The organism is Aquipseudomonas alcaligenes (assembly GCF_003205495.1).
Taxonomy (GTDB): domain Bacteria; phylum Pseudomonadota; class Gammaproteobacteria; order Pseudomonadales; family Pseudomonadaceae; genus Aquipseudomonas; species Aquipseudomonas alcaligenes_B.
Map to the genome: position 1 here is coordinate 184362 of NZ_QJRX01000006.1, position 26122 is coordinate 210483.

The window sequence follows — 26122 nt, forward strand, 5'->3', positions numbered from 1 at the left end:
TTATTGGCCCAGTTGTTCGGCGAGTTCGGCGGAGCGCTTGGCGGCGGCGTCCAGCGCCTGTTGCACCAGGGCCTCGAAGCCGCCGGCCTGGAAGGTCCGGATCGCCGCTTCGGTGGTGCCGTTGGGCGAGGTGACCCGGCGGCGCAGCTCGGTGGCCTCCACGTCGCTCTCGGTGGCCATGCGTGCGGCGCCCAGCGCGGTGTGCAGGGTCAGCTGGGCGGCGGTGGCGCGGGGCAGGCCGAGTTTTTCGCCGGCGGCGGTCATCGCCTCGATCAGCAGGAAGAAGTAGGCCGGGCCGCTGCCAGAGACGGCGGTGACGGCGTCGATCAGCTGCTCCTCGTCCAGCCACAGGGCCAGGCCGACGGCGGACACCAACTGCTCGGCCTGCTGGCGCTGGGCGGTGGAGGCTTTCGCGTTGGCGTACAGGCCGCTGACGCCCTGGCGCAGCAGCGCCGGGGTGTTGGGCATGCAGCGCACGATGGCGACATCGCCGAGCCAGGCGCTGAGGCTGGCACAGGTGATGCCGGCGGCGATCGAGACGATCAGCTGGCCCGGCTGCAGGCTGGGCGCCAGGGCCTGGCACACGCCCTTGAGCACCTGCGGCTTGGTCGCCAGGACCACCAGGTCGGCACCGGCGATGGCCTCGGCGTTGCTTTCGAACAGTTCGATGCCGTACTCGGCGGCCACCTTGGCGCGCTGTTCGGCACCCGGGTCGCTGGCGCGGATATGGCTGGCCGGAAGGCCTTGGGCGAGCAGGCCGCCGATCAGGCTGGTGGCCATGTTGCCGGCGCCGATGAAGGCGATGTGGGGGTGACTCATCGTGCGTGCTTCCTTAATCAGTGGGGCTGGCCATAGTCGCGGGCGCCGAACAGCGCGGTGCCGATGCGGACCCAGGTGGCACCTTCGGCGATGGCCGCTTCCAGATCCTGGCTCATGCCCATGGACAGTGTGTCGAGATCGGCGTGCAGTTCATCGCGCAGCTGGCGCAGGCGCGCCAGGGGGGCGCGTTGGGCCTGCGGGTCGTCGCAGGGTTCGGGGATTGTCATCAATCCGCGCAGGCGCAGTCCGCGCAGTTGTGTAACCGCCTGTGCCAGCGCCGGCAGCTCCTCCGGTGTGCAGCCGGACTTGCTGGCCTCGCCGCTGACGTTGACCTGCAGGCAGATGTTCAGCGGCGGCAGGTGCGCGGGGCGCTGCTCGGACAGGCGCTGGGCGATCTTCAGGCGGTCCACCGAGTGCACCCAGTCGAAGTGCTCGGCGATCAGCTTGGTCTTGTTCGACTGGATGGGGCCGATGAAGTGCCAGACCAGGTCCAGGTCGCCCAGCTCGGCCTGCTTGGCCAGGGCTTCCTGCAGGTAGTTCTCGCCGAAGTCGCGCTGGCCGGCGGCATGCGCCTCGCGCACCGCGACGGCGGGTTTGGTCTTGCTCACGGCGAGCAGGCCGACTGCCTGCGGATCGCGCTGCGAGGCTTGCGCCGCCTCACGGATACGCTCGCGAACCTTTGCAATATTCTCTGCTATCGTGGACATTACTCGCGCTCTATAGCCCGCCCGTCAGGGGTCTGCGGCATTCTACCTGCTTGCATTCGATTGGGGAGTCCCATGGATATTACCGAGCTGCTCGCCTTCAGCGCCAAGCAAGGCGCGTCGGACCTGCACCTCTCGGCGGGCCTGCCGCCGATGATTCGCGTCGACGGCGACGTGCGGCGGATCAACCTGCCGCCGATGGACCACAAGCAGGTCCACGCGCTGATCTACGACATCATGAACGACAAGCAGCGCAAGGATTACGAGGAATTCCTCGAGACCGACTTCTCCTTCGAAGTGCCCGGCGTGGCGCGCTTCCGGGTCAACGCCTTCAACCAGAACCGCGGCGCCGGCGCCGTGTTCCGGACCATTCCGTCCAAGGTCCTGAGCATGGAAGACCTCGGCATGGGCGAGGTGTTCAAGAAGATCACCGACGTGCCGCGCGGCCTGGTGCTGGTCACCGGGCCGACCGGTTCGGGCAAGTCGACCACCCTGGCGGCCATGCTCGACTACCTGAACAACAACAAGTACCACCACATCCTCACCATCGAGGACCCGATCGAATTCGTCCACGAGTCGAAGAAGTGCCTGGTCAACCAGCGCGAGGTGCACCGCGACACCCACGGCTTCTCCGAGGCCCTGCGCTCGGCGCTGCGTGAGGACCCGGACATCATCCTGGTGGGCGAGATGCGCGACCTGGAGACCATCCGCCTGGCGCTGACCGCCGCGGAAACCGGTCACCTGGTGTTCGGTACCCTGCACACCACCTCCGCGGCCAAGACCATCGACCGCGTGGTCGACGTGTTCCCGGCCGAGGAGAAGTCGATGGTCCGCTCCATGCTCTCCGAATCCCTGCAGGCGGTGATCTCGCAGACCCTGCTGAAAAAGATCGGCGGCGGCCGGGTGGCGGCCCACGAAATCATGATCGGCACTCCGGCCATCCGTAACCTGATCCGCGAGGACAAGGTGGCGCAGATGTATTCGGCGATTCAGACCGGCGGCTCGCTGGGCATGCAGACCCTCGACGCCTGCCTGAAGAACCTCCTGAGCAAGGGGCTGGTGAGCCGCGAGGCGGCGCGCGAGAAGGCCAAGCAGCCGGAAAACTTCTAACGAGAGCCGTCCACAACAGGGCGGCCACAGAGCAGAGACACGGGCGGGAAAGATGGAATTCGAGAAACTGTTGCGCTTGATGGTGGAAAAGGGTGGTTCCGACCTGTTCATCACCGCCGGCGTGCCTCCGTCGATGAAGGTCAACGGCAAGATCATGCCGGTGACCAAGAACCCCATGTCGCCGGAGCAGACCCGCGAGACGGTGCACTCGGTGATGAACGAGCAGCAGCGTCGCGAGTTCGCCGAGAAACACGAGTGCAACTTCGCCATCAGTGCCCGTGGCATCGGCCGCTTCCGCGTCAGCGCCTTCTACCAGCGCAACCTGGCTGGCATGGTGCTGCGCCGCATCGAGACCAACATCCCGACCATCGAGGACCTCAAGCTGCCCGAGGTGCTGAAGAAGCTGGCACTGACCAAGCGCGGCCTGGTGTTGTTCGTCGGCGCCACCGGTACCGGCAAGTCCACCTCGCTGGCGGCGATGATCGGCTACCGCAACAAGAACACCAGCGGCCACATCATCTCCATCGAAGATCCGATCGAATACATCCACCAGCACCAGAACTGCATCGTCACCCAGCGCGAGGTCGGCATCGATACCGAGTCCTTCGAGGTGGCGCTGAAGAACACCCTACGCCAGGCGCCGGACGTGATCCTGATCGGCGAGATCCGGACCCGCGAGACCATGGATTACGCCGTGGCCTTCGCCGAGACCGGCCACCTGGCCCTGGCCACCCTGCACGCCAACAACGCCAACCAGGCGCTGGACCGCATCATCAACTTCTTCCCGCCGGACCGGCACAACCAGGTGTGGATGGACCTGTCGCTCAACCTCAAGGCCATCGTCGCCCAGCAGCTGGTGCCGACCCCGGACGGCAAGGGCCGGCGCGCGGTGATCGAGGTGCTGATCAACACCCCGCTGGCCGCCGACCTGATCCGCAAGGGCGAGGTGCACGAGCTCAAGGGCCTGATGAAGCGCTCCACCGAGCTGGGCATGCAGACCTTCGACCAGGCCCTGTACAACCTCTACACCCAGGGCGAGATCACCTACGAGGACGCGCTGCTGTATGCCGACTCGGCCAACGACCTGCGCCTGCTGATCAAGCTGGGCTCGGAAACCGATGGCGAGCACCTCGCCAGCGTGAGCCAGGGTCTCAGTCTGGAGGTGAGCGAGGAAGATCCGGGGCGGCGTTTCCGCTAGCGGCGCTGCCGCCACGGATGGTCTTGCCGGCATGCCGGGTCACGGCCTGGGCCTGGCCGTGGCGCTGTGCCCCGGCGCGCGCCTGGCTCATCAGCTGGGGAATCAGCGGGCCTTCCGGCAGGTTCTTCCAGAAACGCACCGGCATGCTTCTCTCCAGTACCTCGCGGTTCAGTCGGGCCGGGTTGAAGGTGCTGCCATAGTAGGCCAGCCATAGCTGCTGCCCGGCGTCCTCGGGCGCCTGTGCCCACTGCCGCCATTGGCCTGGGCAGTGACGCTCGTGGCGCAGGCGCCGGCCATCCCAGTACACCCCGTCGCGTGGCGTGGCGATCAGCCAGCTGTGCTGGCCCATGCGCTGGGCGAAATGTTCGCTGGCGCTGGCCAGGATGTCGTGGGCCGGCTCGTGCCAGGCGACGAAGTCCGGCCCGTCCGCGGCCGGGCATGGCTGAAAGCGCAGGAAGGCATGCAGGTGGTGGGCCTCGCGGCGCACGGCCTTGAGGCGCCTGTGCAGCTCGCTGCCGTCCGGGTCGCCGGCCAGCATGGCGCTGCGTTCGCCCTGGCAGACCCGCCAGAGCACCCGGTAGAGCAGGCTCCAGCGCTCCGCGCAGCGATAGCGTGCGGCGTTTTCCAGCAGTTCGAGCAGCTGGCGCGGGACCCTGATCCGGTCGTTTGCACCCTGCGGTTGCGCCGCGTCGTCCAGGTCGGCGAACAGATCGCTGCCCGCATCCTGCTCGCACCAGATCACCTGCGCGGCCGGGATGCCCTGTTGCAGCAGGCGGCGCGCGGCCTGGCGCCAGCCGGCGAAGCTGCCATCGAAATGCGCGCTGTGCATCACCACAGGGCCATCTGCGCCGGCGCCTCGCTCAGCTGCAGGCGCAGCGTGCGCGACTCGCTGTCGGCCTGCGCGGGGCGATAGTCCTGGGTGACGATGAACGGCTTGGCCTTCTCCAGGGCGCAGCGCAGGCGGCCGACATCCTCGAAGCGGATGCGCCGGTGCCGACGCAGCATCACCAGGCGCTTGGCGCTGAGCACGCCGATGCCGGGCACGCGCGCGATCAGGGCTGGCTCGGCGCGATTGAGGTCGACGGGAAAATGCTCGCGATGATTCAGCGCCCAGGCCAGCTTGGGGTCGATATCCAGCGCCAGGTTGCCGGGGCCGCTGAGCAGTTCGCCGGCCGTGAAACCGTAGCCGCGCAGAAGGAAATCGGCCTGGTACAGGCGGTGTTCGCGCAGCAGCGGCGGCGCCTCGAACGGCACGCTCTTGGGGCTGTGCGGAATCGGGCTGAACGCCGAGTAGTAGACCCGGCGCAGGCGGTAGGCGCCGTACAGCGACTGCGCCGTGTGCAGGATGGTGCTGTCGTCGGTGGCGTCGGCGCCGACGATCATCTGCGTGCTCTGCCCGGCCGGGGCGAAGCGCGGTGCGCGCTTTTCCACTCGCGCCTCGCTCTCGCCCTGGTGGATCGAGTGCATGGCCTGCTTGATCGTGCCGACCTGCTTCTCCGGCGCCAGGCGGATCAGGCTGCTCTCGGTGGGCAGCTCGATGTTGACGCTGAGGCGGTCGGCGTAGCGGCCGGCCTCGGCGATCAGTAGCGGGTCGGCGTCAGGGATGGTCTTCAGGTGGATGTAGCCGCGGAACTGGTGCTCCTCGCGCAGCAGCTTGGCCACGCGCACCAGTTGTTCCATGGTGTAGTCGGCGGAGCGGATGATGCCCGAGCTGAGGAACAGGCCGCTGATGCAGTTGCGCCGGTAGAAGTCGAGGGTCAGGGTGACGACCTCCTCGGGGGTGAAGCGTGCGCGCGGTACATCGCTGGAGCGGCGGTTGACGCAGTACTGGCAGTCGTACAGGCAGAAGTTGGTCAGCAGGATCTTCAGCAGCGCCACGCAGCGCCCGTCCGGAGTGAAGCTGTGGCAGATGCCCATGCCGTTGGTCGCACCCAGCCCGCTCCTGCCCTTGGAGCTGCGCTTGGGGGCGCCGCTGCTGGCGCAGGACACGTCGTACTTGGCGGCATCGGCGAGAATGGTGAGCTTGTCGATCAACTGCATGGTGCAACTCGATTACTGTTTTTATATACAGTATTTCGCCGAGCCACGAGTCGCAAGACGGAAGTTGTAACGCAAAGGATTTCGCCTCGCCGGGCAACCTTGCGTAGAGTGCGCGGTCAGTACAGCGACGTTAATCGCAGGAGGCAGGCATGCAACGACAGGACACGCACAGCAAGGTCATCGGCTATCTGCTGTGGATCTTCGGCTTTCTCGGCGCCCACCGTTTCTACTACGGCAAGCCGGTGACCGGGACCATCTGGTTCTTCACCTTCGGCCTGCTGTTCATCGGCTGGATCATCGACCTGTTCCTGATCCCGGCCATGGACCGCGAGGCGGATCTGCGCTTCACCGCCGGCGATACCGACTACAACGTGGCCTGGATACTGCTCACCTTCCTCGGCTTCTTCGGTGTGCACCGCATGTACCAGGGCAAGTGGATCAGCGGCATCCTCTACCTGCTGACCTTCGGCTTCCTCGGCCTCGGCGTGCTCTACGACTTCTGGACCCTGAACGACCAGGTGTCGCTGCGCAACGCCCAGCTTGGCTGACTTCGCTAGCGATCATAAAAAAGCCCGCCGATCGGCGGGCTTTTTCATGGGCGGACGCTTCAGGCCTGATAGCTGATACGGCCATCCACCAGGGTGTAGCGCACCTGGCCGGGCAGGCAGTGGCCAATGAACGGGCAGTTGCCGCCCTTCGAGCGCCAGGTCTCGCCGGCCAGGGTCTGGCCCGCTGCGTCGAACAGGGTGATGTCGGCCGGCGCGCCCACGGCCAGGCGTCCGGCGGGCAGGCGCAGGGCCCTGGCCGGGCCGCTGGTGAGGCGGGCGAGCAGGGTCGGCAGGTCGAGCAGGCCGTCCTGCACCAGGGTCAGGGCCAGCGGGAGCAGCAGCTCGGCGCTGCTGATGCCCGGCTCGGTGGCGCCGAAGGGGGCCAGCTTGGCATCCGCCTCGTGCGGCTGGTGGTGGCTGGCGATGGCGCCGATCACGCCGTTCTTCACCGCCTCGCGCAGGCCGTCACGGTCGAACGCGGTGCGCAGCGGCGGCTGCACGTGGTACAGGCTGGAGAAGCCGAGCAGTGCCTCGTCGGTGAGGATCAGCTGGTACATCGCCACGTCGGCGGTCACCGGCAGGCCGCGGGCCTGGGCGCTGGCGATCATCTCGGCGCCGCGGGCACTGGTGATCTGGCTGAAGTGGGCGCGCACGCCGCTCTGCTCGACCAGCAGCAGGTCACGGGCCAGGGCCACGGTCTCGGCGGTTTCCGGGATGCCGGCCAGGCCGAGGAAGCTGGCGGTGGCGCCTTCGTGGGCCAGGCCGCCGGCGGCCAGGTCGGCGTCCTGGGCGTGGAACACCACGGTCAGGTCGAAGGTGGCGGCGTATTCCAGGGCGCGGCGCAGGTTGCGGTTGCCCGCCAGTGGCGCCAGGCCGTTGCCGAAGGCCACGCAGCCGGCGTCGCGCAGGGCGACCAGCTCGGCCAGCTGCTCGCCGGCGAGGCCCTTGGTCAGCGCGCCGATCGGGAACACCTTGGTGTGCCCGGCTTCCTGGGCGCGGTCGAGGATCAGCTCGGCCACGGCCGGAGTGTCCAGCACCGGCTTGGTCAGCGGCGGGCAGCACAGGCTGGTGACGCCGCCGGCAGCGGCCGCCAGGGTCTCGCTGGCGATATTGCCCTTGCGGCTGTAGCCCGGCTCGCGCAGGGCCACCGACAGGTCGACCAGGCCGGGGCTGGCGATCAGGCCGCGGGCGTCGATGTCCTGGTCGGCGACGAAGCCGGCCGGCGCCTGGTCGAAGGCGGCCAGCTTGCCGCCGTCCAGATAGAGATCGCGGACCTGGTCCAGGCCACTGGCCGGGTCGATCACCCGGGCTCCGAGGATTCGGCTACGCATCAGTTCTGCTCCTCGGCATTCAGTTGACGCTGGGCGGCCTGGCCGCTCATGGCCATCGACAGCACGGCCATGCGGATGGCGATGCCGTAGGTGACCTGGTTGAGGATCACCGACTGCGGACCGTCGGCCACTGCCGACTCGATTTCCACGCCGCGGTTGATCGGGCCCGGATGCATCACCAGGGCATCCGGCTTGGCCAGCTTGAGGCGTTGCTCGGTCAGGCCGTAGAGCTTGTAGAACTCACCTTCGCTGGGCAGCAGGCCGCCCTGCATGCGCTCGCGCTGCAGGCGCAGCATGATCACCACGTCGACGTCCTTGAGGCCTTCGCTCAGATTGTGGTGCACGCTGACACCGTACTGCTCGATGCCGATCGGCAGCAGGGTCTTCGGTCCGATCACGCGGATGTCCGGGCAGCCCAGTGTCTTCAAGGCCAGCATGTTCGAGCGCGCCACCCGCGAATGCAGGATATCGCCGACGATCGCCACCGATAGATTCTCGAAGCTGCCCTTGTGCCGGCGGATGGTCAGCATGTCGAGCATGCCCTGGGTCGGGTGCGCGTGGCGGCCGTCGCCGCCATTGATGATCGCCAGGTCCGGGCACACGTGCTCGGCGATGAAGTGCGCGGCGCCGGAGTCGGCATGGCGCACGACGAAGATGTCGGCGGCCATGGCTTCGAGGTTGCGCAGGGTGTCGAACAGGGTCTCGCCCTTGCTGGTCGAGCTGGTCGACACGTTGAGGCTGATCACGTCGGCCGACAGGCGCTGGGCGGCCAGCTCGAAAGTGGTGCGGGTGCGCGTGGAGTTCTCGAAGAACACGTTGCACACGGTCTTGCCGCGCAGCAGCGGGACCTTCTTCACCGCACGGGCGCCGACTTCGAGGAAGGAGTCGGCGGTGTCGAGGATTTCCGTGAGCAGCTCGCGGGGCAGGCCGTCGAGCGAGAGGAAGTGGCGCAGCTGGCCCTGGTCGTTGAGCTGCAGCGAGCGCTTGGCGTCGATGGGCATGGGGTATTCCTAGGCGGAAAGGCTTTGCAGCTCGAGGGTGAGCGGCGCGGGGCCGGACAATTTTACCCGTTGCTCGGGGGCCAGGGCGAGGGTGGCGCCGAGCACGTCGGCGTGGATCGGCAGCTCGCGGGCATCCAGGTCGAGCAGGCTGACTAGGGTCACGCTGGCCGGGCGGCCGTAGTCGAACAGCTCGTTGAGGGCGGCGCGGATGGTGCGCCCGCTCATCAGCACGTCGTCGACCAGCACCAGGTGCTGATCCTCGATCTCGAACGGCAGTTGCGAGGGTTTGACCTGCGGGTGCAGGCCGCTGCGGGTGAAGTCGTCGCGGTAGAAGGACACGTCCAGGGTGCCCAGCGGTTGCTCCAGGCCCAGCTCGCGCAGCAGGGCCTCGGCAACCCACACGCCGCCGGTGCGGATGCCGATGAAGTGGGCCTGGGCCACGCCGCGGCGCGCCAGCAGCGCCTTGAGGTCGGCGGCCATGCGTGGCAGCAGCTGTTGGGGATCGGGCAGGTTCATCGGCAGTCCTCGCAATCGTTCCTAAAGGTTCTGTTCCAGCCAGCCTTCCAGCAGCAGGGCGGCGGCCAGGGCGTCCACCGGGCGCTCGCGATAGCCACCGCGCTGGCCCTGGGCCAGGCGCTGGCCCTTGGCCTCGAAGGTGGTCAGGCGCTCGTCGTGGGTGTGCACCGGCAGGTTGAAGCGGCCGTTGAGGCGGCGGGCGAACTTCTCGGCACGCTCGCTCATCTCGCTCTTGGTGCCGTCCATGTTCAGCGGCAGGCCGACGACGATGGCGTCCGGCTGCCACTCCTTGATCAGCGCCTCGACCTTCTGCCAGTCCGGTACGCCGTTCTGCGCCTTGAGTACGCACAGCTCGCGGGCCTGGCCGGTGATGGCCTGGCCGACGGCGACGCCGATCTGCTTGGTGCCGTAGTCGAAGCCCAGCAGCAGGCGTGGCGTGGCGCTCATGCGTGGCCGGCCTGGGCGGTGAGCAGGCTGAGGTTGATGCCCAGGCGCGCGGCGGCGGCGGACAGGCGCTGGTCGAAAGGGGTGTCGAAGAGAATGCTGGCGTCGGCCGGGCAGGTCAGCCAGGCGTTCTCGGCCAGTTCGGTCTCCAGCTGGCCGGCTTCCCAACCGGCGTAGCCGAGGGTGATCAGGTGTCTGGCCGGGCCATTGCCGTCGGCGATGGCAAATAGCGCGTCCTGCGAGGTGGACAGGGCCAGTTCGCCCAGCTCCAGGGTGGCCTGGAAGCTGTGTCCGGCTGGGTGCAGGACGAAGCCGCGGTCGGTCTGCACCGGGCCGCCGGCGAAGATCGGCAGGCTCTGGCACAGGACGGGTGGTGGCTCGTCCGGGCGCAGCTGCTCCAGTACATCGGCCAGGTTGAGGCCGTTGGGGCGGTTGATCACCAGGCCCATGGCGCCCTGTTCGTTGTGCTCCACCAGGTAGGTGACGGTCTGCGCGAAGTTCGGATCGGCCATGTGCGGCATGGCGATCAGGAAGTGATGCTTGAGGTAGCTGGGAGCGGTCTTCATGGTCGCTAGTTTCGACCCTGACGGCGCCGGCTTCAAGCGTGCGATGCCCGCACTAGTTGCTGGACAGGCGGTCGCCGCGCTCGAAGCGCCAGGTGCGGATGATTTCCAGGCGGTCGATATCCGCCAGGTCGCCGGTGAAGGGGGCGAAGGGCGCGGCCAGGCGCACGATGCGCAGGGCAGCCTGGTCCAGCACCGGCTGGCCGGAGGATTCGAGGACCTGCACCTCGTACAGGGTGCCGTCGCGGTTGATCGACACCAGCATGCGCAGGCTGCCGTAGATGCGCTGGCGACGGGCTTCCTCGGGGTAGTTGAGGTTGCCGACCCGCTCGACCTTCTTGCGCCACTCGTCCTTGTACCAGGCACCCTTGTCGCGCATGGTCGAGGCGGCGTTGAGGCGGTGGATCTTCGGGCGCTTGGCGTAGAGCTGCTGCTCCTGCGCCAGCTGCGCCTCCAGGCTGGCGATCTCGGCGGACAGCTGGGTGCTGTCGAAGATCGGTGCCTGGCGGGCGTCAGGCTCAGGCTTCTGCTCCTTCTGCTTGGCCGCGGTCTTCTGCGGCTGCGGCTTGCTGGTGCTCAGTGCGGTCTTGCGCGGCGCTTCCTGGTGGCGGCTGGGCGGTGGCGCGGCGTCCGGGGTGACCTTGTTCACCTTGCTGTCCTGGAAGGGCGCCTGCTCGGTGGTCTTGGGCGCCGCCTTGTGCTCCAGGGTGCCGCTGCCCTGCTGGTTGTCCTGGGCGAGGAAATCGGCCTGCTTGGGCTTGTCCTCGCTCTTGAAGGTGGACAGGGTGATTTCCAGGGTCTTGCTGATCTCGCCGGGCTTGGCCAGGGTGAAGCTGACGCCGAGGATCAGCGCCAGGTGCAGCAGGGTGGCGACGAACAGGGTGAAGCCCAGGCGGTCCGCGGGGCGGACGCCTGCGCTGGTCAGTTCGGGCGGGGGTGTGATGGCTGCGTTCATCGGGCCTGGGTGGAAAGCGGATTGCCGCGCAGTCTGCCGGCTAGGGCCCGGCGCCTGCAAGCCGCAAGCGCCAAGCTGCCACCTGGATCAAGCTTTGCGCGCGGCCAGCTTGCCCTCGATGGCGTCCATCAGGCGCTCGCCGATGCGGGTGTCGAAGGCCTTGTCGATCTCGCGGATGCAGGTCGGGCTGGTCACGTTGATCTCGGTGAGGTGCTCGCCGATCACGTCCAGGCCGACGAACAGTAGGCCTTTCTCGCGCAGCACCGGGCCGACCTGGGCGGCGATCCAGCGGTCGCGTTCGGTCAGCGGGCGTGCTTCGCCGCGGCCGCCGGCGGCCAGGTTGCCGCGCGTCTCGCCCTGCGCCGGGATGCGCGCCAGGCAGTAGGGCACCGGTTCGCCGTCGATCATCAGGATGCGCTTGTCGCCGTCCTTGATCGCCGGCAGGTAGCCTTGCGCCATGCACTGCTGGGTGCCGTGGGCGGTGAGGGTCTCGAGAATCACCGAGAGGTTGGGGTCGCCGGCGCGGTGGCGGAAGATCGAGGAGCCGCCCATGCCGTCCAGGGGTTTGAGAATGATGTCACGCTGCGCCTCGGCGAACTCGCGCAGAATGTCCGGCCTGCGGCTGACCAGGGTCGGCGGCATGCAGTGGGGGAACTGGGTGGCGAACAGCTTCTCGTTGCAGTCGCGCAGGCTCTGCGGGCGGTTGACCACCAGCACGCCGTCGCGTTCGGCCTGCTCCAGCAGGTAGGTGGAGTAGACGAACTCGTTGTCGAAGGGCGGATCCTTGCGCATCAGGATCACGTCCAGTTCGGCCAGCGGGGCGTCCTGTTCCTCGCCCAGCACGAACCAGCGCTGCGGGTCGTTGAATACCTGCAGCGGGGCCATGCGGGCGCGGGCCTGGCCGGCATTGCTGTAGAGGTCGCGCTGCTCCATGTAGAACAGCGACCAGCCGCGGGCCTGGGCAGCCAGCAGCATGGCCAGCGAGCTGTCCTTCTTGAAGTTGATCTGGGCGATGGGATCCATGACGATCCCCAGGCGAATGCTCATGGGGTGAAACCTGCTTCAAAAGTGGTCGATCTGGGGCGCAAGGTTGGGCCTGCAGCCCCTGTCGGTCAAGAAAATCCCCGAGTATTAGGGGCTTATAGATTGGATCAGGAGAGTGTGCTAAAAAGTCCGGACGACTGGGGCGCAGCCCGTCAGAGTTAGGGCCTCGGCCACACTCTGCTGTATAAGATAAAACAATGACTCACCGAGGCGATGGTAGGGCAGACATGGAACAGCATTCCGAGGGTTTGAAGGTCATGGTGATCGACGATTCGAAGACGATTCGTCGCACCGCCGAGACTCTGCTGAAGAAGGTGGGCTGCGAAGTCATTACCGCGGTGGATGGGTTCGATGCGCTGGCCAAGATCGCCGACACGCATCCGAGCATCATCTTCGTCGACATCATGATGCCGCGTCTCGATGGTTATCAGACCTGCGCCCTGATCAAAAATAACAGTGCTTTCAAATCCACCCCGGTGATCATGCTGTCCTCCAAGGATGGCCTGTTCGACAAGGCCAAGGGGCGCATCGTCGGGTCCGACCAGTACCTGACCAAGCCCTTCAGCAAGGAAGAGCTGCTCGGCGCCATCAAGGCGCATGTGCCCGAATTCGTCCCGGTGGAGCAAGCCTCCTGATAGCCGGCTGCAAGCCGGCGATGCCTATTCCGAATGGGGAACTTCATGGCTCGTATTCTGATTGTTGATGACTCGCCGACCGAGATGTACAAGCTGACCGCCATGCTCGAGAAGCATGGCCATCAGGTGCTCAAGGCGGAAAACGGTGCCGACGGCGTGGCCCTGGCGCGCCAGGAAAAGCCCGATGCGGTGCTGATGGATATCGTCATGCCCGGCCTCAACGGCTTCCAGGCGACCCGTCAGCTGACCAAGGACGCCGAAACCAGTCACATCCCGGTGATCATCGTCACCACCAAGGACCAGGAGACCGACAAGGTCTGGGGCAAGCGCCAGGGCGCGCGTGACTACCTGACCAAGCCGGTTGACGAAGACACGCTGATGAAGACCCTGAATGCGGTGCTGGCCGGCTGATGCCGGGCCAGTCCGTAGCCTCCTGATATAAGAAGAAAAGGCCAAGGCCGGCATGTCGGACGCGCAATCCCCCTTCCAGCTCCTCGTCACCCTCGACCAGCGTTGTCGCACCCTGGCCGCCGGCTTGCCGTCGCAGCAGCAGGCGGTGCAGACCTGGAGCGGCATCGGCTTTCGCATGGGCGAGCGCTACTTCGTGGCTCCAATGGGCGAGGTCGGCGAGGTTCTGCACGAGCCGCGGCATACCCTGCTGCCGGGCGTGAAGAGCTGGGTCAAGGGCGTGGCCAACGTGCGTGGCCGCCTGTTGCCGGTGATGGATCTGTGCGGCTTCTTCGGCAGCGAGTTGTCGCCTCTGCGCAAGCAACGGCGAGTGCTGGTGGTGGATCATAACGAAGTGTTCGCCGGCCTCACGGTCGACGAAGTGTTCGGCATGCAGCACTTCCCGGTGGATACCTTCTCCGAGCAGCTGCCGCCCCTCGAGGCGGCGATTGCGCCCTTCATCCACGGGGTGTTCCAGCGCGAGCGACCCTGGCTGGTGTTCAGCCCGCACGGGCTGGCACAGCACCAGGGCTTTCTCGACGTGGCGATATAAGATTTTCGGTTGGGTCGGCACTTGCCGGCCTTTTGGCGTTACATGGAAACCGTAGTGCGGTCGGTCCAGGCGGGGGCCAAATAATGAAAAAACTAGATGCAGGCAATCTCTTGGCAGGTGTGCGCAGCAACACGCTGATCGCCGGACTCTTCGTGGTCCTGATCATTTCCATCGTGTTGTTGTTCGCCAACTTCGCCTACCTCAACACCCAGTCCAGCTACGACAAGGAATACATCAGTCACGCGGGTGAGCTGCGCGTGCTGTCCCAGCGTATCGCCAAGAACGCCACGGAAGCGGCGACCGGCAAGGCCGAGGCCTTCCCGCTGCTCAAGGAAGCGCGGCGCGACTTCGACGAGCGCTGGGGCTTCCTGACGGCCGGCAACGAGGCCAGCGGCCTGCCGGCCGCGCCCGAGTCGGTCAAGGCGCAGATGGACGAGGTGCAGAAGGACTGGGACGTGCTGCGGCAGAACGCCGACGCCATCCTGCAGAGCGAGCAGACCGTACTGTCGCTGCACCAGGTGGCCGCGACCCTCGCCGAAACCATTCCGCAGCTGCAGGTCGAGTACGAAGAGGTGGTCGACATCCTGCTGCAGTCCGGCGCTCCGGCCGCCCAGGTGTCGGTGGCCCAGCGCCAGTCGCTGCTCGCCGAACGTATCCTTGGCTCGGTGAACAAGGTGCTGGCCGGTGACGAGGACTCGGTGCAGGCCGCTGACATGTTCGGCCGCGACGCCAGCCTGTTCGGCCGCGTGCTCAAAGCGATGATCGAAGGCAACGCCGCCATGGAGATCTCCGCGGTGACCGACGAGGATGCCCTGGAGCGCCTGGCCGAGATTTCCGAGCTGTTCCAGTTCGTGTCCGGCTCGGTGGACGAGATCCTCGAGACCTCTCCGGAACTGTTCCAGGTCCGTGAATCCGCCAACTCCATCTTCACCGGCTCGCAGACCCTGCTGGACAAGACCTCGGCGCTGGCCGTGGAGTTCGAGGACCTGGCCGACGGTCGTTACTTCAACACCCTGGCCGGTTACGTGCTGGGTGCCCTGGCCCTGGCCTCGATCATCCTCATCGGCCTGGTGATGGTGCGCGAGACCAACCGCCGACTGGCCTCCACTGCGGAGAAGAACGAACGTAACCAGGCGGCGATTCTGCGACTGCTCGACGAAATCGCCGACCTCGCCGACGGTGACCTGACCGTGGCCGCGACCGTGACCGAGGACTTCACCGGTGCGATCGCCGACTCCATCAACTACTCCATCGACCAGCTGCGCGACCTGGTAGCGACCATCAACCAGACCGCCGTGCAGGTGGCCGCTGCCGCCCAGGAAACCCAGGCCACGGCGATGCACCTGGCCGAGGCTTCCGAGCACCAGGCCCAGGAAATCGCCGGCGCTTCCGCGGCGATCAACGAAATGGCCGTGTCGATTGACCAGGTATCGGCGAACGCCGCGGAATCCTCCGCGGTAGCGGAACGTTCCGTAGCCATCGCCAACAAGGGTAACGAGGTGGTGCACAACACCATCACCGGCATGGACAACATCCGTGAGCAGATCCAGGACACCTCGAAGCGGATCAAGCGCCTCGGTGAATCGTCCCAGGAGATCGGTGACATCGTTAGCCTGATTAACGACATTGCCGACCAGACCAACATCCTCGCCCTGAACGCTGCGATCCAGGCATCCATGGCCGGTGACGCCGGTCGCGGCTTCGCCGTGGTAGCGGACGAGGTACAGCGCCTCGCGGAACGTTCCTCCGCGGCGACCAAGCAGATCGAGGCCCTGGTCAAGACCATTCAGACCGACACCAACGAAGCGGTGATCTCCATGGAGCAGACCACTTCCGAAGTGGTGCGCGGTGCCCGCCTGGCGCAGGACGCCGGTGTGGCCCTGGAAGAGATCGAGAAGGTATCCAAGACCCTCGCGGCCCTGATCCAGAACATCTCCAACGCCGCCCGTCAGCAGGCTTCGTCCGCTGGCCACATCTCCAACACCATGAACGTGATTCAGGAGATCACCTCGCAGACCTCCGCCGGTACCACCGCGACCGCCAAGAGCATCGGTAACCTGGCCAAGATGGCCAGCGAGATGCGCCGTTCGGTGTCCGGCTTCACCCTGCCGGAAGGCCAGGCCTGATCGAGGGAGGCGCGGCGGCCTGAGAGGGTCGCCGCCCGGGGCATTCGGCCATGAGCGAGGGGCACGGCATGCAGCCAAGTGGCGTCTGGGCCTTGAAACCCCTGGCCGATATGTCGCAGACGGAATTCCGCGACTGGCAGGCCCTGCTGGAAGAGCGCACCGGCGTGGTGATCAACGAGCAACGCCGTGCCTTCCTGCAGACCAACCTGAGTGCGCGCATGCGCGAGCTGGAGGTGGCCGACTACGCCAGCTACTTCCGCATGGTCACCGATGGGCCGCGTGGCGCGGTGGAGTGGTCGACCCTGCTGGACCGCCTGACCGTGCAGGAGACCCGCTTCTTCCGCCATCGCCCGTCCTTCGATGTGCTGGAGAGCTACCTGCGCGGGCGCCTGGTCACGGACGCGCAACAACTGCCCCTGGCCCTGTGGAGCGTCGGTTGCTCCAGTGGCGAGGAGCCTTACTCGATGGCGATCTGCGCCGCCGAGGTGCTGCGCGAGCTGGCTAGCGAGCGGCAGTTCGGCGTGACCGGCACCGACATCAGCCTGAACGTGTTGAACAAGGCGCGCGAGGCGACATATGGCGCGCGCAAGCTGGAACAGATGGACAGCGACCTGTGCGAGCGCTACTTCCTCGCCCAGGGCGATGGTCGTTACAAGGTGGTGCCGGACCTGGCGGCGCGTGTCTGCGTCGCCCGGTTGAATGTGCTGGAACTGGCCAAGGCGCCACAGTCCGGCATGGACGTAATTTTTTGCCAGAACCTGCTGATCTATTTCCGTCGCTGGCGTCGCCGCGAGATCCTCAACCGCCTGGCCGAGCGCCTGGCGCCCGGGGGGCTGCTGGTGGTGGGGGTGGGGGAAGTGGTCGGTTGGCAGCATCCGGACCTGGAGCCGGTGGCTGACGAGCGGGTCCTGGCATTTACCCGCAAGGGCTAAGACAAGAATATGACTGGAGTCGGTATGGGTGATCGGCACGACTATGTCGCCCTGGAGTGGGTCAAAGGCGAGATCGCGGAAACCCTGAAGCAGGCCCGCCAGGCCCTGGAGGCGTTCGTCGAGAACCCCCAGGACGCTACGCGCATGCGTTTCTGCCAGACCTACGTGCACCAGGTCCACGGCACCCTGCAGATGGTCGAGTTCTACGGCGCGGCCCTGCTCGCCGAGGAAATGGAGCAGCTGACCCAGGCCCTGCTGGAGGGGCGCGTCGGTAACCAGGGCGAAGCCCTGGAAGTGCTGATGCAGGCCATCCTGCAGCTGCCGGCCTACCTCGAGCGCATCCAGAGCGCCCGCCGCGACCTGCCGATGGTGGTGCTGCCGCTGCTCAACGACCTGCGCGCCGCCCGTGGCGAGAACCTGCTGTCGGAAACCAGCCTGTTTTCCCCGGACCTGTCCGGCCGCCTGCCGGCGCTGTCCCTGGATTCCCTGGAGAAACTGCGCACCGCCGAACTGCCGGTGCTGCTGCGCAAGCTGCGGCAGATGCTGCAGATGGCCCTGGTGGGGGTGATCCGCAACCAGGACCTGGCCACCAACCTTGGCTACATGGCGCGCGTCTTCGCCCGCCTGGAGACCCTGTGCAAGGAGGCGCCGCTCGGCCCGCTGTGGCAGATCGCCTCCGGCATGGTCGAAGGCCTGGCCAATGGCAGCGTGGTCAACAGCACCTCGGTGCGCACCCTGCTGCGCCAGGTGGACAAGGAGCTCAAGCGCCTGGTCGAGCAGGGCGCCGACGGCATCAACCAGGCCGCCCCGGACGAGCTGACCAAGAACCTGCTGTTCTACGTGGCCAAGGCGCCGGCGCAGTCGCCGCGTCTGCGTGCCCTCAAGGATCAGTACCGCCTCGACGATGCCCTGCCCGACAGCGAGGTGGTCGACGAGGAGCGCGCCCGCCTGGCCGGCCCGGACCGCGACGCCATGCGTTCGGTGGTCGGCGCCCTGTGCGAGGAGCTGGTGCGGGTCAAGGACAGCCTCGACCTGTTCGTGCGCAGCGACCGCCAGCAGGTCGCCGAGCTGGATGCCCTGCTGGCCCCGCTCAAGCAGATCGCCGACACCCTGGCGGTGCTCGGCTTCGGCCAGCCGCGCAAGGTCATTCTCGACCAGATCGACGTGGTCCACGCCCTGTCCCTCGGCCAGCGCGAGCCGAACGACGCGGTGCTGATGGATGTGGCCGGCGCGCTGCTGTATGTCGAGGCCACCCTGGCCGGCATGGTCGGCCCCGGCGACGATGCGCAGAACGAACAGAGCCACCTGCCCACCACCGACGTGGCACAGATCCACCAGCTGGTGATCAAGGAAGCGCGTACCGGCCTGGAGCAGGCCAAGGACGCGATCATCGAGTTCATCGCCTCGCAGTGGAACCACGAGCACCTGGCCCGCGTGCCGGAGCTGCTGACCCAGGTCCGTGGCGGCCTGGCGATGATCCCGCTGCCCCGCGCCGCCGCCCTGCTGCAGGCCTGCACCCGCTACATCGAAGAGCAGCTGCTGGTGCGCAAGGCCGTGCCCAACTGGCAGAACCTCGACACCCTGGCCGACGCCATCACCAGCGTCGAGTACTACCTGGAGCGCCTGGCCGAAGACCACGCGAGCCAGGGCGACCTGATCCTCGACGTCGCCGAGGAGAGCCTGGAGAGCCTGGGCTACCCGCTCAAGGAAAAGCCCTCGATCCTCGACCGCATCGAGCCGCGCGAGGAGGCGCCGGCGCCGCTGGCCGACCCGCTGCAGGACATCGAGGTGCTGGCCGCCGAGGAAGTGGCTTTCGCGCCGCCGGCCGAGGAGCTGTCGCTGGAGCTGGAGGAGCTGCCGGCCCTGTCCCTCGACGAGCCGAGCGAGGAGCCGAGTGCCGAATTCGCCGAGCTGCCGGTCGATGCCGGCGAGCTGCTGGTGTCGGACGACAACTGGAGCCTGGGCGAGGCCGTCCAGGAGGATGCCAACGGCATCGACCTGAGCCTGGATGCACCGCTCGAGCTGGACGACCTGCAGCCGCTCGAGCAGGCGCCGAGCCTGGAGACCGAAGCGGCCGAGTTCCTGGTCGACGAGGAGCTGCCGAGTCTGGGCGAGGAGCCGGCCGAAGAGCTGAGCCTCGAGAGCACCCCGACCAACTGGGACGAGCTGGAGATCGCCGATCTCGAGCTGCCGGAAGTCGAGCTGCCGAGTGCCCCGGTCGAGCCTGAACCGGCCGTTGCGGCGGTCGAGAAGCCGCTGACCATGGCCGAGGTGATGGCCGCCCCGGTGCAGGCGATCAACCCGCCGGCCCAGGACGTGCCGCCGACCCTGCTGCCGCCGCCGGCCGACGAAGAGCCGGTGGACGAGGACCTGCTCGAGGTGTTCATCGAGGAGGCCGGCGAGGTCCTCGAGACCATCAACCAATACCTGCCGCAGTGGCGCGCCAACACCGACGACAAGGACGCCCTGACCGAAGTGCGGCGCGCCTTCCACACCCTCAAGGGCAGCGGGCGCATGGTGCGCGCGCTGATCATCGGCGAGCTGGCCTGGTCCATCGAGAACATGCTCAACCGCGTGCTGGATCGCAGCATCCAGCCCGATGCGCCGGTGCAGCAGGTGGTCGCCGACGTGGTGGCGCTGATGCCGGCGCTGGTCGACGAGTTCGCCGCCAAGGCCCAGCGCCAGCGCGACGACGTCGACCGCCTGGCCGCCACCGCGCATGCCCTGGCCCGTGGTCAAGTGCCCAGCTTCGCCGCCGCGCCGGTCGTCGCCGAAACTCCGAGCGAAACGCCCGCGCAGGAGCCGCCGGCCCCTTTGGCGGCCGGCAGTGACGAGGAAGTCCTCGACCCGTTGCTGCTGGAAATCTTCCGCAACGAGGCCGAAACCCATCTGGACACCCTGGTTGGCTTCCTCGCCGACTGCGCCCAGGAGCTGCCGCAGCCGGTGACCGACGACCTGCAGCGTGCCCTGCATACCCTCAAGGGCAGCGCGCACATGGCCGGCATCCTGCCGATCGCCGAGATCGCCACGCCGCTGGAGAAGCTGGTCAAGGAGTTCAAGACCAATCTGATCGACATGGACCTGGCCGAGGCCGAGCTGCTGCGCGATGCCGAGCAGCTGTTCCGCGCCGGCCTGGAGCAGCTGGAGAGCCAGCCGCTGGCCGCCATCCCGGGTGCCGCCGAGTTCCTCGAGCGGGTGCACAAGCTGCACCAGGATCGCCTGGAGAGCGTCGAGAGCGCGCGCCACGAGGAGCAGGACCATCGCGACCCGCAGCTGATCTCGATCTTCCTCGCCGAAGGCATGGATATCCTGCTGGACGCCGAAGACCTGCTGCGCAAGTGGCGCGAGCACCCCAGCGAGCAGCAGGAGCTGTCGGCCCTGCTGGAGGAGCTGACCACCCTCGGCCGTGGCGCCGAGATGGCCGAGCTGCCGCAGATCGACGAACTGTGCCAGGCCCTGCTGGCCCTGTACCAGGCGGCCCAAGACGGTCGCCTGGCGGTCAGCGAGACCTTCTTCAACGAGGCCGAGGCGGCCCATGAGGCGCTGATCGGCCAGATGGACCAGGTCGCCGCGGCCCTGCAGGTCAGCCCGCAGCCCGAGCGCGTCGCCGCTCTGCACCGCTTGCTGGAGCAGGCCCTCGATCCGGCCGCCCTGGCCCTGCTGGAAGGCGATGCCACGCCCGGCCTGGAAGTGGTCGAGCTGGATGAGCTGCCGGTCGAAGAGCCCGTTGCAGCGCTGGTGGAACCTCCCGCCGAACCGGTCGCCCCGCTGATCGAGGAGCCGCTGGCGGCCAGCATGCCGGAGAACCTCGACGCCGAGATGGTGGAGATCTTCCTGGAAGAGGCCGTCGATATCCTCGACAGCGCCGGCCAGGCCCTCGACCGCTGGCTGGGCGACCCGGACAACACCCTGGCGCTGTCCTCCCTGCAGCGCGACCTGCACACCCTCAAGGGCGGCGCGCGCATGGCCGAGATTCGTGCCATCGGCGACCTGGCCCACGAACTGGAGTCCCTCTACGAGGGCCTGGTGGATCGGCGTTTCAGCCATTCGCCGGCGCTGGCTGCGCTGCTGCAACAGAGCCACGACCGCCTGGCCGTGGTGCTCGAACAATTGCAGCGCAACCAGCCGCTGCTCGACTCTTCGACCCTGATCGAGGCCATCCGTAACTTTCGCCAGGGCGGCACGCTAGTCGCCTCGGCCAGCCAGGATGGGCACGCTGGCGCTGCCGAGACGGAGCCGCTGCCGCTGGCGCAACTGGACGAGCCCTCGACGGAAATCGACCTGGGCGAACTGGTCGAGGTCGACTTCATTGCCCCGCAGCTGGACGAGCTGCCCGAGCTGCACATCGAGACCGCCGAGCTGCCCGCCGAGGCGCTGCCGGATGCACTGCCGGCGCTGAGTCCGGAACAGTGGCACCTCGACGAAACCCTGCCGGCGCTGGGCGCCGAGCCTTTGGCTTCCGAGGTGGAGGCCGCTGCCACGGCAGAGCCGCAGCTCCGCGAGTCGGCGGAGATGGATCTGGGCGAACTGGCCGGGGTCGACTTCGTCGCGCCACAACCGGACGAACTGCCGGAGCTGCAGATCGAACAAACCGCCCGTGTCGAAGAAGAGCTGCCGGCAGAGCTGCCGGCGCTGAGCCCAGACGAGTGGCACCTGGACGACGCGCTGCCGGCCCTGGGGGCCGAAGACCTGCCGCCGGTTGCCGAAGACCTGTCCGCACCCGAAGCTGCCGAGCCCGAGCCCGAGCCCGAGCCCGAGCCCGAGCCCGAGCCCGTGGCTCCTGCGACCGTGGCTGCCGCGCCGGCCCCGGCGGTCGATCGCGATCCCGAACTGGTGGAGATCTTCCTCGAGGAAGGCTTCGACATCATGGACAGCGCCTCGGCAGCCCTGCAGCGCTGGATGGGCGATGTCGACAACACCCTCGAGGTCGAGTCGCTGCAGCGCGACCTGCACACCCTCAAGGGCGGTGCGCGCATGGCCGAGATCCGCGAGATCGGCGACCTGGCCCACGAGCTGGAATTCCTCTACGAAGGCGTCGGCGATGGCCGCCTGAAGGCCAATGCCGACCTGTTCGGCGTACTGCAGGCCTGCCACGACCGCCTCTCCGAGATGCTCGACGCCGTGCGCGGCAACCGTGCCATTCCCGATGGCCTGGCGCTGATAGAGACCATCAAGCGCCTGCGTGCCAATCCGGATGCCCAGCTCAGCGTGCCGACCAGCGTGCACCTGCAGCCGGCCCGCGAGGAGCCCGAGGCGGATGGCGACAACGACGAGATCCTCGATATCTTCCTCGAGGAGGGCGATGACCTGCTGGAGGCCATGGAGGCCGCCGTCGGCCGCTGGGAGGCCAACCGCGAGGACGGCTCCGCCATCGACGAGCTGCTGCGCATCCTGCACACCCTCAAGGGTGGTGCGCGGCTGGCCGGGCAGAAGCGCCTGGGCGACCTCAGCCACGACCTCGAGCAGCACCTGACCGAGGCCCAGCAGCAGGGCGCACCCTGGCCCGACAGCCTGTTCCTCGACGTGCAGTCCGGTTTCGAGGGCCTGCAGAAGGAGCTCGACCAACTGCGCAAGCGCCTGGACGACAGCCATGTGGCCGAGGCCCAGGCTGCCCCGCAGGCCGAGCCGCAGCCGACTGAGCCGACTCCGCCGCCGGTGACCCTGACCACCCCGCTGGTCGCCGCCAGCAGCCAGCCGCAGGCGGCTCAGCAGGTCAAGGTACTGCCCTTCGTCCAGCGTGCCGCCGAGGCCGCCGCCCGCGCCGCCGCCCAGCGCGCGCCGCAGGAGCTGGTCAAGGTGCCGGCCGAGCTGCTCGAAGGCCTGGTCAACCTGGCCGGTGAGACCTCGATCTTCCGCGGCCGCGTCGAGCAGCAGGTGAGCGACGTCGGCTTCACCCTCGGCGAGATGGAAGCCACCATCGAGCGGGTACGCGACCAGCTGCGCCGCCTCGACACCGAGACCCAGGCGCAGATCCTCAGCCGCTACCAGGCCGAGGCCGAGCGTGCCGGCTACGAGGACTTCGACCCGCTGGAGATGGACCGCCACTCGCAGCTGCAGCAGCTGTCGCGGGCGCTGTTCGAGTCCGCCTCCGACCTGCTCGACCTCAAGGAGACCCTGGCGGCGAAGAACCGCGACGCCGAGACCCTGCTGCTGCAGCAGGCGCGGGTCAACACCGAGCTGCAGGAAGGCCTGATGCGCACCCGCATGGTGCCGTTCGATCGCCTGGTGCCGCGCCTGCGCCGCATCGTCCGCCAGGTGGCGGCCGAGCTGGGCAAGCAGGTCGAGTTCCACGTCGGCAACGCCGAAGGCGAGATGGACCGCACCGTGCTGGAGCGCATCGTCGCGCCCCTGGAACACATGCTGCGCAACGCCGTCGACCACGGCATCGAGCCGGCCGACAAGCGTCGTGCCGCCGGCAAGTCCGAGGTCGGCAATATCCGCCTGACCCTGGGCCGTGAGGGCGGTGACATCCTCCTGACCCTGGCCGACGACGGCGGCGGCATCCGCCTCGACGCGGTCAAGCGCAAGGCCATCGAGCGCGGCCTGATGGACGAGGGCAGCGACCTGTCGGATCACGAGATCCTGCAGTTCATCCTCGAGGCCGGCTTCTCCACCGCCGAGAAGGTCACGCAGATCTCCGGGCGCGGCGTCGGCATGGACGTGGTGCACTCCGAGGTGAAGCAGCTCGGCGGCTCCATGAGCATCGAGTCGACGGTCGGCGAGGGCACCCGCTTCCTGATCCGCCTGCCGTTCACCGTGTCGGTCAACCGCGCGCTGATGGTGCACTCCGGCGAGGACTTCTATGCCATCCCGCTGAACACCATCGAGGGTATCGTGCGGGTCTCGCCGTACGAGCTGGAGGCCTACTACGGTCCGGACGCGCCGCGCTTCGAGTACGCCGGCCAGGCCTACGAGCTGAAGTACCTCGGCGACCTGCTGAACAACGGCCAGCAGCCCAAGCTGGTGGGCCAGAGCCTGCCGCTGCCGGTGATCCTGGTGCGTTCCAAGGAGCACGCCGTGGCGGTGCAGGTCGATGGCCTGGCCGGCTCGCGCGAGATCGTGGTGAAGAGCCTCGGCCCGCAGTTCGCCGGCGTGCATGGCATCTCCGGCGCGACCATCCTCGGTGACGGCCGCGTGGTGGTGATTCTCGACCTGCTGGCGACCATCCGCGTGCGCCATGCCCACCTGCTCGGCCAGGCCCAGGCCCCGCGCCTGGCCAGCCAGGCGGCGGTGACGGCGATCGAGAGCGAAGCCGCGCGGCCGACCCTGGTCATGGTGGTGGACGACTCGGTCACCGTGCGCAAGGTCACCAGCCGCCTGCTGGAGCGCAACGGCATGAACGTGCTGACCGCCAAGGACGGGGTCGATGCCATCGCCCAGCTGCAGGAGCACAAGCCGGACATCATGCTGCTGGACATCGAGATGCCGCGCATGGACGGCTTCGAGGTGGCCACCCTGGTGCGCCACGACGAGCGCCTCAAGGACCTGCCGATCATCATGATCACCTCGCGCACCGGCGAGAAGCACCGCGAGCGGGCCATGGCCATCGGTGTCAACGAATACCTGGGCAAGCCGTACCAGGAGTCGGACCTGCTCGACAACATCCTGAAACTGGTCAAGGACAAGGCCAATGGCTGACAGAACTGCTGCTCGTATTGCGGTCATCGCCGACACCTCGCTGCAACGCCACGTGCTGCAGCAGGCGCTGGCTGGCAGTGGCTACCAGGTGGTGCTCAACAGCGATCCGGCGCGCCTCGACGAGGAGGCGCTGGCCGGCTGCGAGACCGACCTGTGGCTGGTGGACCTGGCCCAGTCGGAAGACTCGCCGCTGGTCGACAGCCTGCTGGAGAAGGCCAGCGCCCCCGTGCTGTTCGGCGAGGGCCATGCCCCGGAGCGGCATTCGGAAAACTACCCGCGCTGGGAACGGCGCCTGTTCGGCAAGCTCAAGCGCCTGGTGGGCGACCCCGCCCAGGCTGTCGGCCCGAGCCTGGAGGCCCTGCTGGCCGAGGCGCAGCGCCCCGGTCGCGTGGAGCTGCCGGCGGCACTGGCCGATACGCCCCTGGTGGCCGGCGAGCCGGCCAGGCAGGTGTGGCTGCTGGCCGCCTCCCTCGGTGGCCCGGCGGCGGTCAAGGAATTCCTCGACGCACTGCCCGGCGGCCTGCCGATCGGCTTCGTCTACGCCCAGCACATCGATGCCGCCTTCGAGGCGGCGCTGCCGCAGGCCGTCGGCCGGCATAGCCAGTGGCACGTCAATGCGGCGCGCCATGGCGACGCGGTACGCTGCGGCGAGGTGGTGGTGGCACCGATCGCTCACGAGCTGGGCTTCAGCGAAGACGGTGTGATGCAGCTGGCCGAGCGCGGCTGGCCTGAGCCCTACAGTCCGTCCATCGACCAGATGATGCTCAACCTGGCCCAGCAGTTCGGCGCCCACTGCGGGGTGATCGCCTTCAGCGGCATGGGCAGCGACGGCAGTGCCGCCGCCGCCTACGTGCGCCGCCAGGGCGGCCTGATCTGGACGCAGAAGGCCGACAGCTGTGCCTGCCCGAGCATGCCCGACAGCCTGCGCGAGGGCGGCTACAGCAGCCTCAGCGGCGACCCGCGCGAGCTGGCCGCCGCCCTGGTCAACCACCTGGCCGAGCAGTGCCAGTAACGGCGCCAGCAGTCTTTCAAGGAGCCGCCATGAGCCAAGCCATAGCCCCGCAGAACGCCATCAGCAGCCTCACCGCGCTGCTGGTGCCGCTGGCCGACCGTACCCTGCTGCTGCCCAACGTGGCGGTGGCCGAGCTGATTCCCTACCGCCCGCCGGTGATCACCCCGGGCCTGCCTTCCTGGTTCCTCGGCCAGGTGGCTTGGCGCGACCTGCAACTGCCGCTGCTGTCCTTCGAGGCCGCCTCCGACGGCCAGCCGCAGATCGGCCCGGGGGTGCGGGTGGCGGTGCTCAACGCGCTGGGTGGGCGTGACCAGGTCAAGTTCATCGCCCTGCTGGTGCAGGGCATCCCGCGCTCGATGAAGGTCGAGGACAACCTGCAGCGCGCCGCCGTGGCGCTGGCACCGCTGGAGCTGGACGCCGTGCAGCTCGGCGAGGCGGTGGTGAAGATTCCCGACCTGATCGCCCTGGAGCAGAAGCTGGCGGATGCCGGCCTGATCTGAGCTTCC

General features: G+C 67.7%; 22 protein-coding genes. 11 read left to right on the forward strand and 11 right to left on the reverse strand.

Features of this window, described 5'->3' with window-relative positions; genetic code table 11:
* Both proC and DMO17_RS12875 read right to left on the reverse strand, forming a co-directional pair.
* Window positions 1–819: a pyrroline-5-carboxylate reductase gene (gene proC / locus DMO17_RS12870; protein ID WP_110682887.1), complete on the reverse strand. Its 819-nt coding sequence runs from the start codon at window positions 817–819 to the stop codon at window positions 1–3.
* A gap of 17 nt (window positions 820–836) precedes the next feature.
* On the reverse strand, window positions 837–1526 hold the full coding sequence (locus tag DMO17_RS12875; RefSeq protein ID WP_110682888.1) for a YggS family pyridoxal phosphate-dependent enzyme: 690 nt from the start codon (window positions 1524–1526) through the stop codon (window positions 837–839).
* A 72-nt stretch (window positions 1527–1598) separates the two neighbouring features.
* Between DMO17_RS12875 and pilT the strand changes: the two genes are divergently transcribed.
* The gene (gene pilT / locus DMO17_RS12880) at window positions 1599–2633 is read left to right on the forward strand and encodes a type IV pilus twitching motility protein PilT (RefSeq protein ID WP_110682889.1); all 1035 of its coding nucleotides are present in this window, start codon (window positions 1599–1601) and stop codon (window positions 2631–2633) included.
* Window positions 2634–2685: 52 nt separating this feature from the next.
* The gene (locus DMO17_RS12885; protein WP_110682890.1) at window positions 2686–3831 is read left to right on the forward strand and encodes a PilT/PilU family type 4a pilus ATPase; all 1146 of its coding nucleotides are present in this window, start codon (window positions 2686–2688) and stop codon (window positions 3829–3831) included.
* Here DMO17_RS12885 and DMO17_RS12890 read toward each other — a convergent pair.
* Window positions 3785–4660 (reverse strand): TIGR03915 family putative DNA repair protein, encoded by an 876-nt coding sequence (locus DMO17_RS12890; protein ID WP_110683033.1) that lies wholly within the window; start codon window positions 4658–4660, stop codon window positions 3785–3787. The two genes, DMO17_RS12885 and DMO17_RS12890, sit on opposite strands and share 47 nt — an antisense overlap.
* Window positions 4660–5871 (reverse strand): putative DNA modification/repair radical SAM protein, encoded by a 1212-nt coding sequence (locus tag DMO17_RS12895; protein ID WP_110682891.1) that lies wholly within the window; start codon window positions 5869–5871, stop codon window positions 4660–4662. The genes DMO17_RS12890 and DMO17_RS12895 overlap by 1 nt, the downstream gene beginning before the upstream one ends.
* A gap of 149 nt (window positions 5872–6020) precedes the next feature.
* Here DMO17_RS12895 and DMO17_RS12900 point away from each other — a divergent pair, with 149 nt between their 5' ends.
* Window positions 6021–6419: an NINE protein gene (locus tag DMO17_RS12900; protein WP_110682892.1), complete on the forward strand. Its 399-nt coding sequence runs from the start codon at window positions 6021–6023 to the stop codon at window positions 6417–6419.
* Between the two features lie 59 nt (window positions 6420–6478).
* Here DMO17_RS12900 and DMO17_RS12905 read toward each other — a convergent pair whose 3' ends face one another.
* The 7 genes from DMO17_RS12905 to gshB all read right to left on the reverse strand — a co-directional run bounded on the left by DMO17_RS12905 (window position 6479) and on the right by gshB (window position 12276).
* Window positions 6479–7750, reverse strand: coding sequence for a dihydroorotase (locus tag DMO17_RS12905; RefSeq protein ID WP_110682893.1), 1272 nt, complete (start codon window positions 7748–7750; stop codon window positions 6479–6481).
* Window positions 7750–8751 carry an aspartate carbamoyltransferase catalytic subunit gene (locus tag DMO17_RS12910; RefSeq protein WP_061903067.1) on the reverse strand — a complete coding sequence of 334 codons (1002 nt, stop codon included), beginning with the start codon at window positions 8749–8751 and terminating at the stop codon, window positions 7750–7752. The genes DMO17_RS12905 and DMO17_RS12910 overlap by 1 nt, the downstream gene beginning before the upstream one ends.
* Window positions 8752–8760: 9 nt before the next feature.
* Entirely contained in the window at window positions 8761–9267 is a 507-nt protein-coding gene (gene pyrR / locus DMO17_RS12915) for a bifunctional pyr operon transcriptional regulator/uracil phosphoribosyltransferase PyrR (RefSeq protein WP_110682894.1), read from the reverse strand.
* A gap of 21 nt (window positions 9268–9288) precedes the next feature.
* Window positions 9289–9714, reverse strand: coding sequence for a Holliday junction resolvase RuvX (ruvX, locus tag DMO17_RS12920; RefSeq protein ID WP_021698998.1), 426 nt, complete (start codon window positions 9712–9714; stop codon window positions 9289–9291).
* Window positions 9711–10277, reverse strand: coding sequence for a YqgE/AlgH family protein (locus DMO17_RS12925; RefSeq protein WP_110682895.1), 567 nt, complete (start codon window positions 10275–10277; stop codon window positions 9711–9713). Before DMO17_RS12925 ends, ruvX begins: the two co-directional genes overlap by 4 nt.
* Window positions 10278–10329: 52 nt before the next feature.
* A complete protein-coding gene (locus DMO17_RS12930) occupies window positions 10330–11229 on the reverse strand; it encodes an energy transducer TonB (protein ID WP_110682896.1) in 900 nt (299 codons plus the stop codon).
* Window positions 11230–11316: 87 nt separating this feature from the next.
* Entirely contained in the window at window positions 11317–12276 is a 960-nt protein-coding gene (gshB, locus tag DMO17_RS12935) for a glutathione synthase (RefSeq protein ID WP_110682897.1), read from the reverse strand.
* A 224-nt stretch (window positions 12277–12500) separates the two neighbouring features.
* Between gshB and pilG the strand changes: the two genes are divergently transcribed.
* The 8 genes from pilG (at window position 12501) to DMO17_RS12975 (ending at window position 26116) form a co-directional block, all read left to right on the forward strand.
* Window positions 12501–12908, forward strand: a complete 408-nt coding sequence (gene pilG / locus DMO17_RS12940) for a twitching motility response regulator PilG (protein WP_021698994.1) — start codon at window positions 12501–12503, stop codon at window positions 12906–12908.
* A 45-nt stretch (window positions 12909–12953) separates the two neighbouring features.
* Entirely contained in the window at window positions 12954–13319 is a 366-nt protein-coding gene (gene pilH / locus DMO17_RS12945) for a twitching motility response regulator PilH (protein ID WP_043216118.1), read from the forward strand.
* 52 nt (window positions 13320–13371) lie between these two features.
* A complete protein-coding gene (locus tag DMO17_RS12950; protein ID WP_110682898.1) occupies window positions 13372–13908 on the forward strand; it encodes a chemotaxis protein CheW in 537 nt (178 codons plus the stop codon).
* A gap of 83 nt (window positions 13909–13991) precedes the next feature.
* On the forward strand, window positions 13992–16034 hold the full coding sequence (locus DMO17_RS12955) for a methyl-accepting chemotaxis protein (RefSeq protein ID WP_110682899.1): 2043 nt from the start codon (window positions 13992–13994) through the stop codon (window positions 16032–16034).
* Between the two features lie 68 nt (window positions 16035–16102).
* Window positions 16103–16966, forward strand: coding sequence for a CheR family methyltransferase (locus DMO17_RS12960; RefSeq protein WP_110682900.1), 864 nt, complete (start codon window positions 16103–16105; stop codon window positions 16964–16966).
* A 24-nt stretch (window positions 16967–16990) separates the two neighbouring features.
* Window positions 16991–24604 carry an Hpt domain-containing protein gene (locus DMO17_RS12965; RefSeq protein WP_110682901.1) on the forward strand — a complete coding sequence of 2538 codons (7614 nt, stop codon included), beginning with the start codon at window positions 16991–16993 and terminating at the stop codon, window positions 24602–24604.
* Window positions 24597–25616 carry a chemotaxis protein CheB gene (locus DMO17_RS12970; RefSeq protein WP_110682902.1) on the forward strand — a complete coding sequence of 340 codons (1020 nt, stop codon included), beginning with the start codon at window positions 24597–24599 and terminating at the stop codon, window positions 25614–25616. The genes DMO17_RS12965 and DMO17_RS12970 overlap by 8 nt, the downstream gene beginning before the upstream one ends.
* 29 nt (window positions 25617–25645) lie before the next feature.
* Window positions 25646–26116, forward strand: coding sequence for a chemotaxis protein CheW (locus tag DMO17_RS12975; RefSeq protein WP_110682903.1), 471 nt, complete (start codon window positions 25646–25648; stop codon window positions 26114–26116).
* Window positions 26117–26122 lie beyond the last annotated feature (6 nt).

Excerpts from the sequence above, each read along its gene's own strand:
- DMO17_RS12895 (WP_110682891.1), bottom strand. The coding sequence starts at position 5,871 with ATGCAGTTGATCGACAAGCTCACCATTCTCGCCGATGCCGCCAAGTAC.
- DMO17_RS12900 (WP_110682892.1), top strand. The coding sequence starts at position 6,021 with ATGCAACGACAGGACACGCACAGCAAGGTCATCGGCTATCTGCTGTGG.
- DMO17_RS12910 (WP_061903067.1), bottom strand. The coding sequence starts at position 8,751 with ATGCCCATCGACGCCAAGCGCTCGCTGCAGCTCAACGACCAGGGCCAG.
- DMO17_RS12890 (WP_110683033.1), bottom strand. The coding sequence starts at position 4,660 with ATGCACAGCGCGCATTTCGATGGCAGCTTCGCCGGCTGGCGCCAGGCC.
- ruvX (WP_021698998.1), bottom strand. The coding sequence starts at position 9,714 with ATGAGCGCCACGCCACGCCTGCTGCTGGGCTTCGACTACGGCACCAAG.
- pilG (WP_021698994.1), top strand. The coding sequence starts at position 12,501 with ATGGAACAGCATTCCGAGGGTTTGAAGGTCATGGTGATCGACGATTCG.
- DMO17_RS12950 (WP_110682898.1), top strand. The coding sequence starts at position 13,372 with ATGTCGGACGCGCAATCCCCCTTCCAGCTCCTCGTCACCCTCGACCAG.
- gshB (WP_110682897.1), bottom strand. The coding sequence starts at position 12,276 with ATGAGCATTCGCCTGGGGATCGTCATGGATCCCATCGCCCAGATCAAC.
- DMO17_RS12885 (WP_110682890.1), top strand. The coding sequence starts at position 2,686 with ATGGAATTCGAGAAACTGTTGCGCTTGATGGTGGAAAAGGGTGGTTCC.
- DMO17_RS12970 (WP_110682902.1), top strand. The coding sequence starts at position 24,597 with ATGGCTGACAGAACTGCTGCTCGTATTGCGGTCATCGCCGACACCTCG.
- DMO17_RS12875 (WP_110682888.1), bottom strand. The coding sequence starts at position 1,526 with ATGTCCACGATAGCAGAGAATATTGCAAAGGTTCGCGAGCGTATCCGT.
- DMO17_RS12925 (WP_110682895.1), bottom strand. The coding sequence starts at position 10,277 with ATGAAGACCGCTCCCAGCTACCTCAAGCATCACTTCCTGATCGCCATG.
- proC (WP_110682887.1), bottom strand. The coding sequence starts at position 819 with ATGAGTCACCCCCACATCGCCTTCATCGGCGCCGGCAACATGGCCACC.
- DMO17_RS12955 (WP_110682899.1), top strand. The coding sequence starts at position 13,992 with ATGAAAAAACTAGATGCAGGCAATCTCTTGGCAGGTGTGCGCAGCAAC.
- DMO17_RS12905 (WP_110682893.1), bottom strand. The coding sequence starts at position 7,750 with ATGCGTAGCCGAATCCTCGGAGCCCGGGTGATCGACCCGGCCAGTGGC.
- DMO17_RS12965 (WP_110682901.1), top strand. The coding sequence starts at position 16,991 with ATGGGTGATCGGCACGACTATGTCGCCCTGGAGTGGGTCAAAGGCGAG.
- pilT (WP_110682889.1), top strand. The coding sequence starts at position 1,599 with ATGGATATTACCGAGCTGCTCGCCTTCAGCGCCAAGCAAGGCGCGTCG.
- DMO17_RS12930 (WP_110682896.1), bottom strand. The coding sequence starts at position 11,229 with ATGAACGCAGCCATCACACCCCCGCCCGAACTGACCAGCGCAGGCGTC.
- pyrR (WP_110682894.1), bottom strand. The coding sequence starts at position 9,267 with ATGAACCTGCCCGATCCCCAACAGCTGCTGCCACGCATGGCCGCCGAC.
- DMO17_RS12960 (WP_110682900.1), top strand. The coding sequence starts at position 16,103 with ATGCAGCCAAGTGGCGTCTGGGCCTTGAAACCCCTGGCCGATATGTCG.
- pilH (WP_043216118.1), top strand. The coding sequence starts at position 12,954 with ATGGCTCGTATTCTGATTGTTGATGACTCGCCGACCGAGATGTACAAG.
- DMO17_RS12975 (WP_110682903.1), top strand. The coding sequence starts at position 25,646 with ATGAGCCAAGCCATAGCCCCGCAGAACGCCATCAGCAGCCTCACCGCG.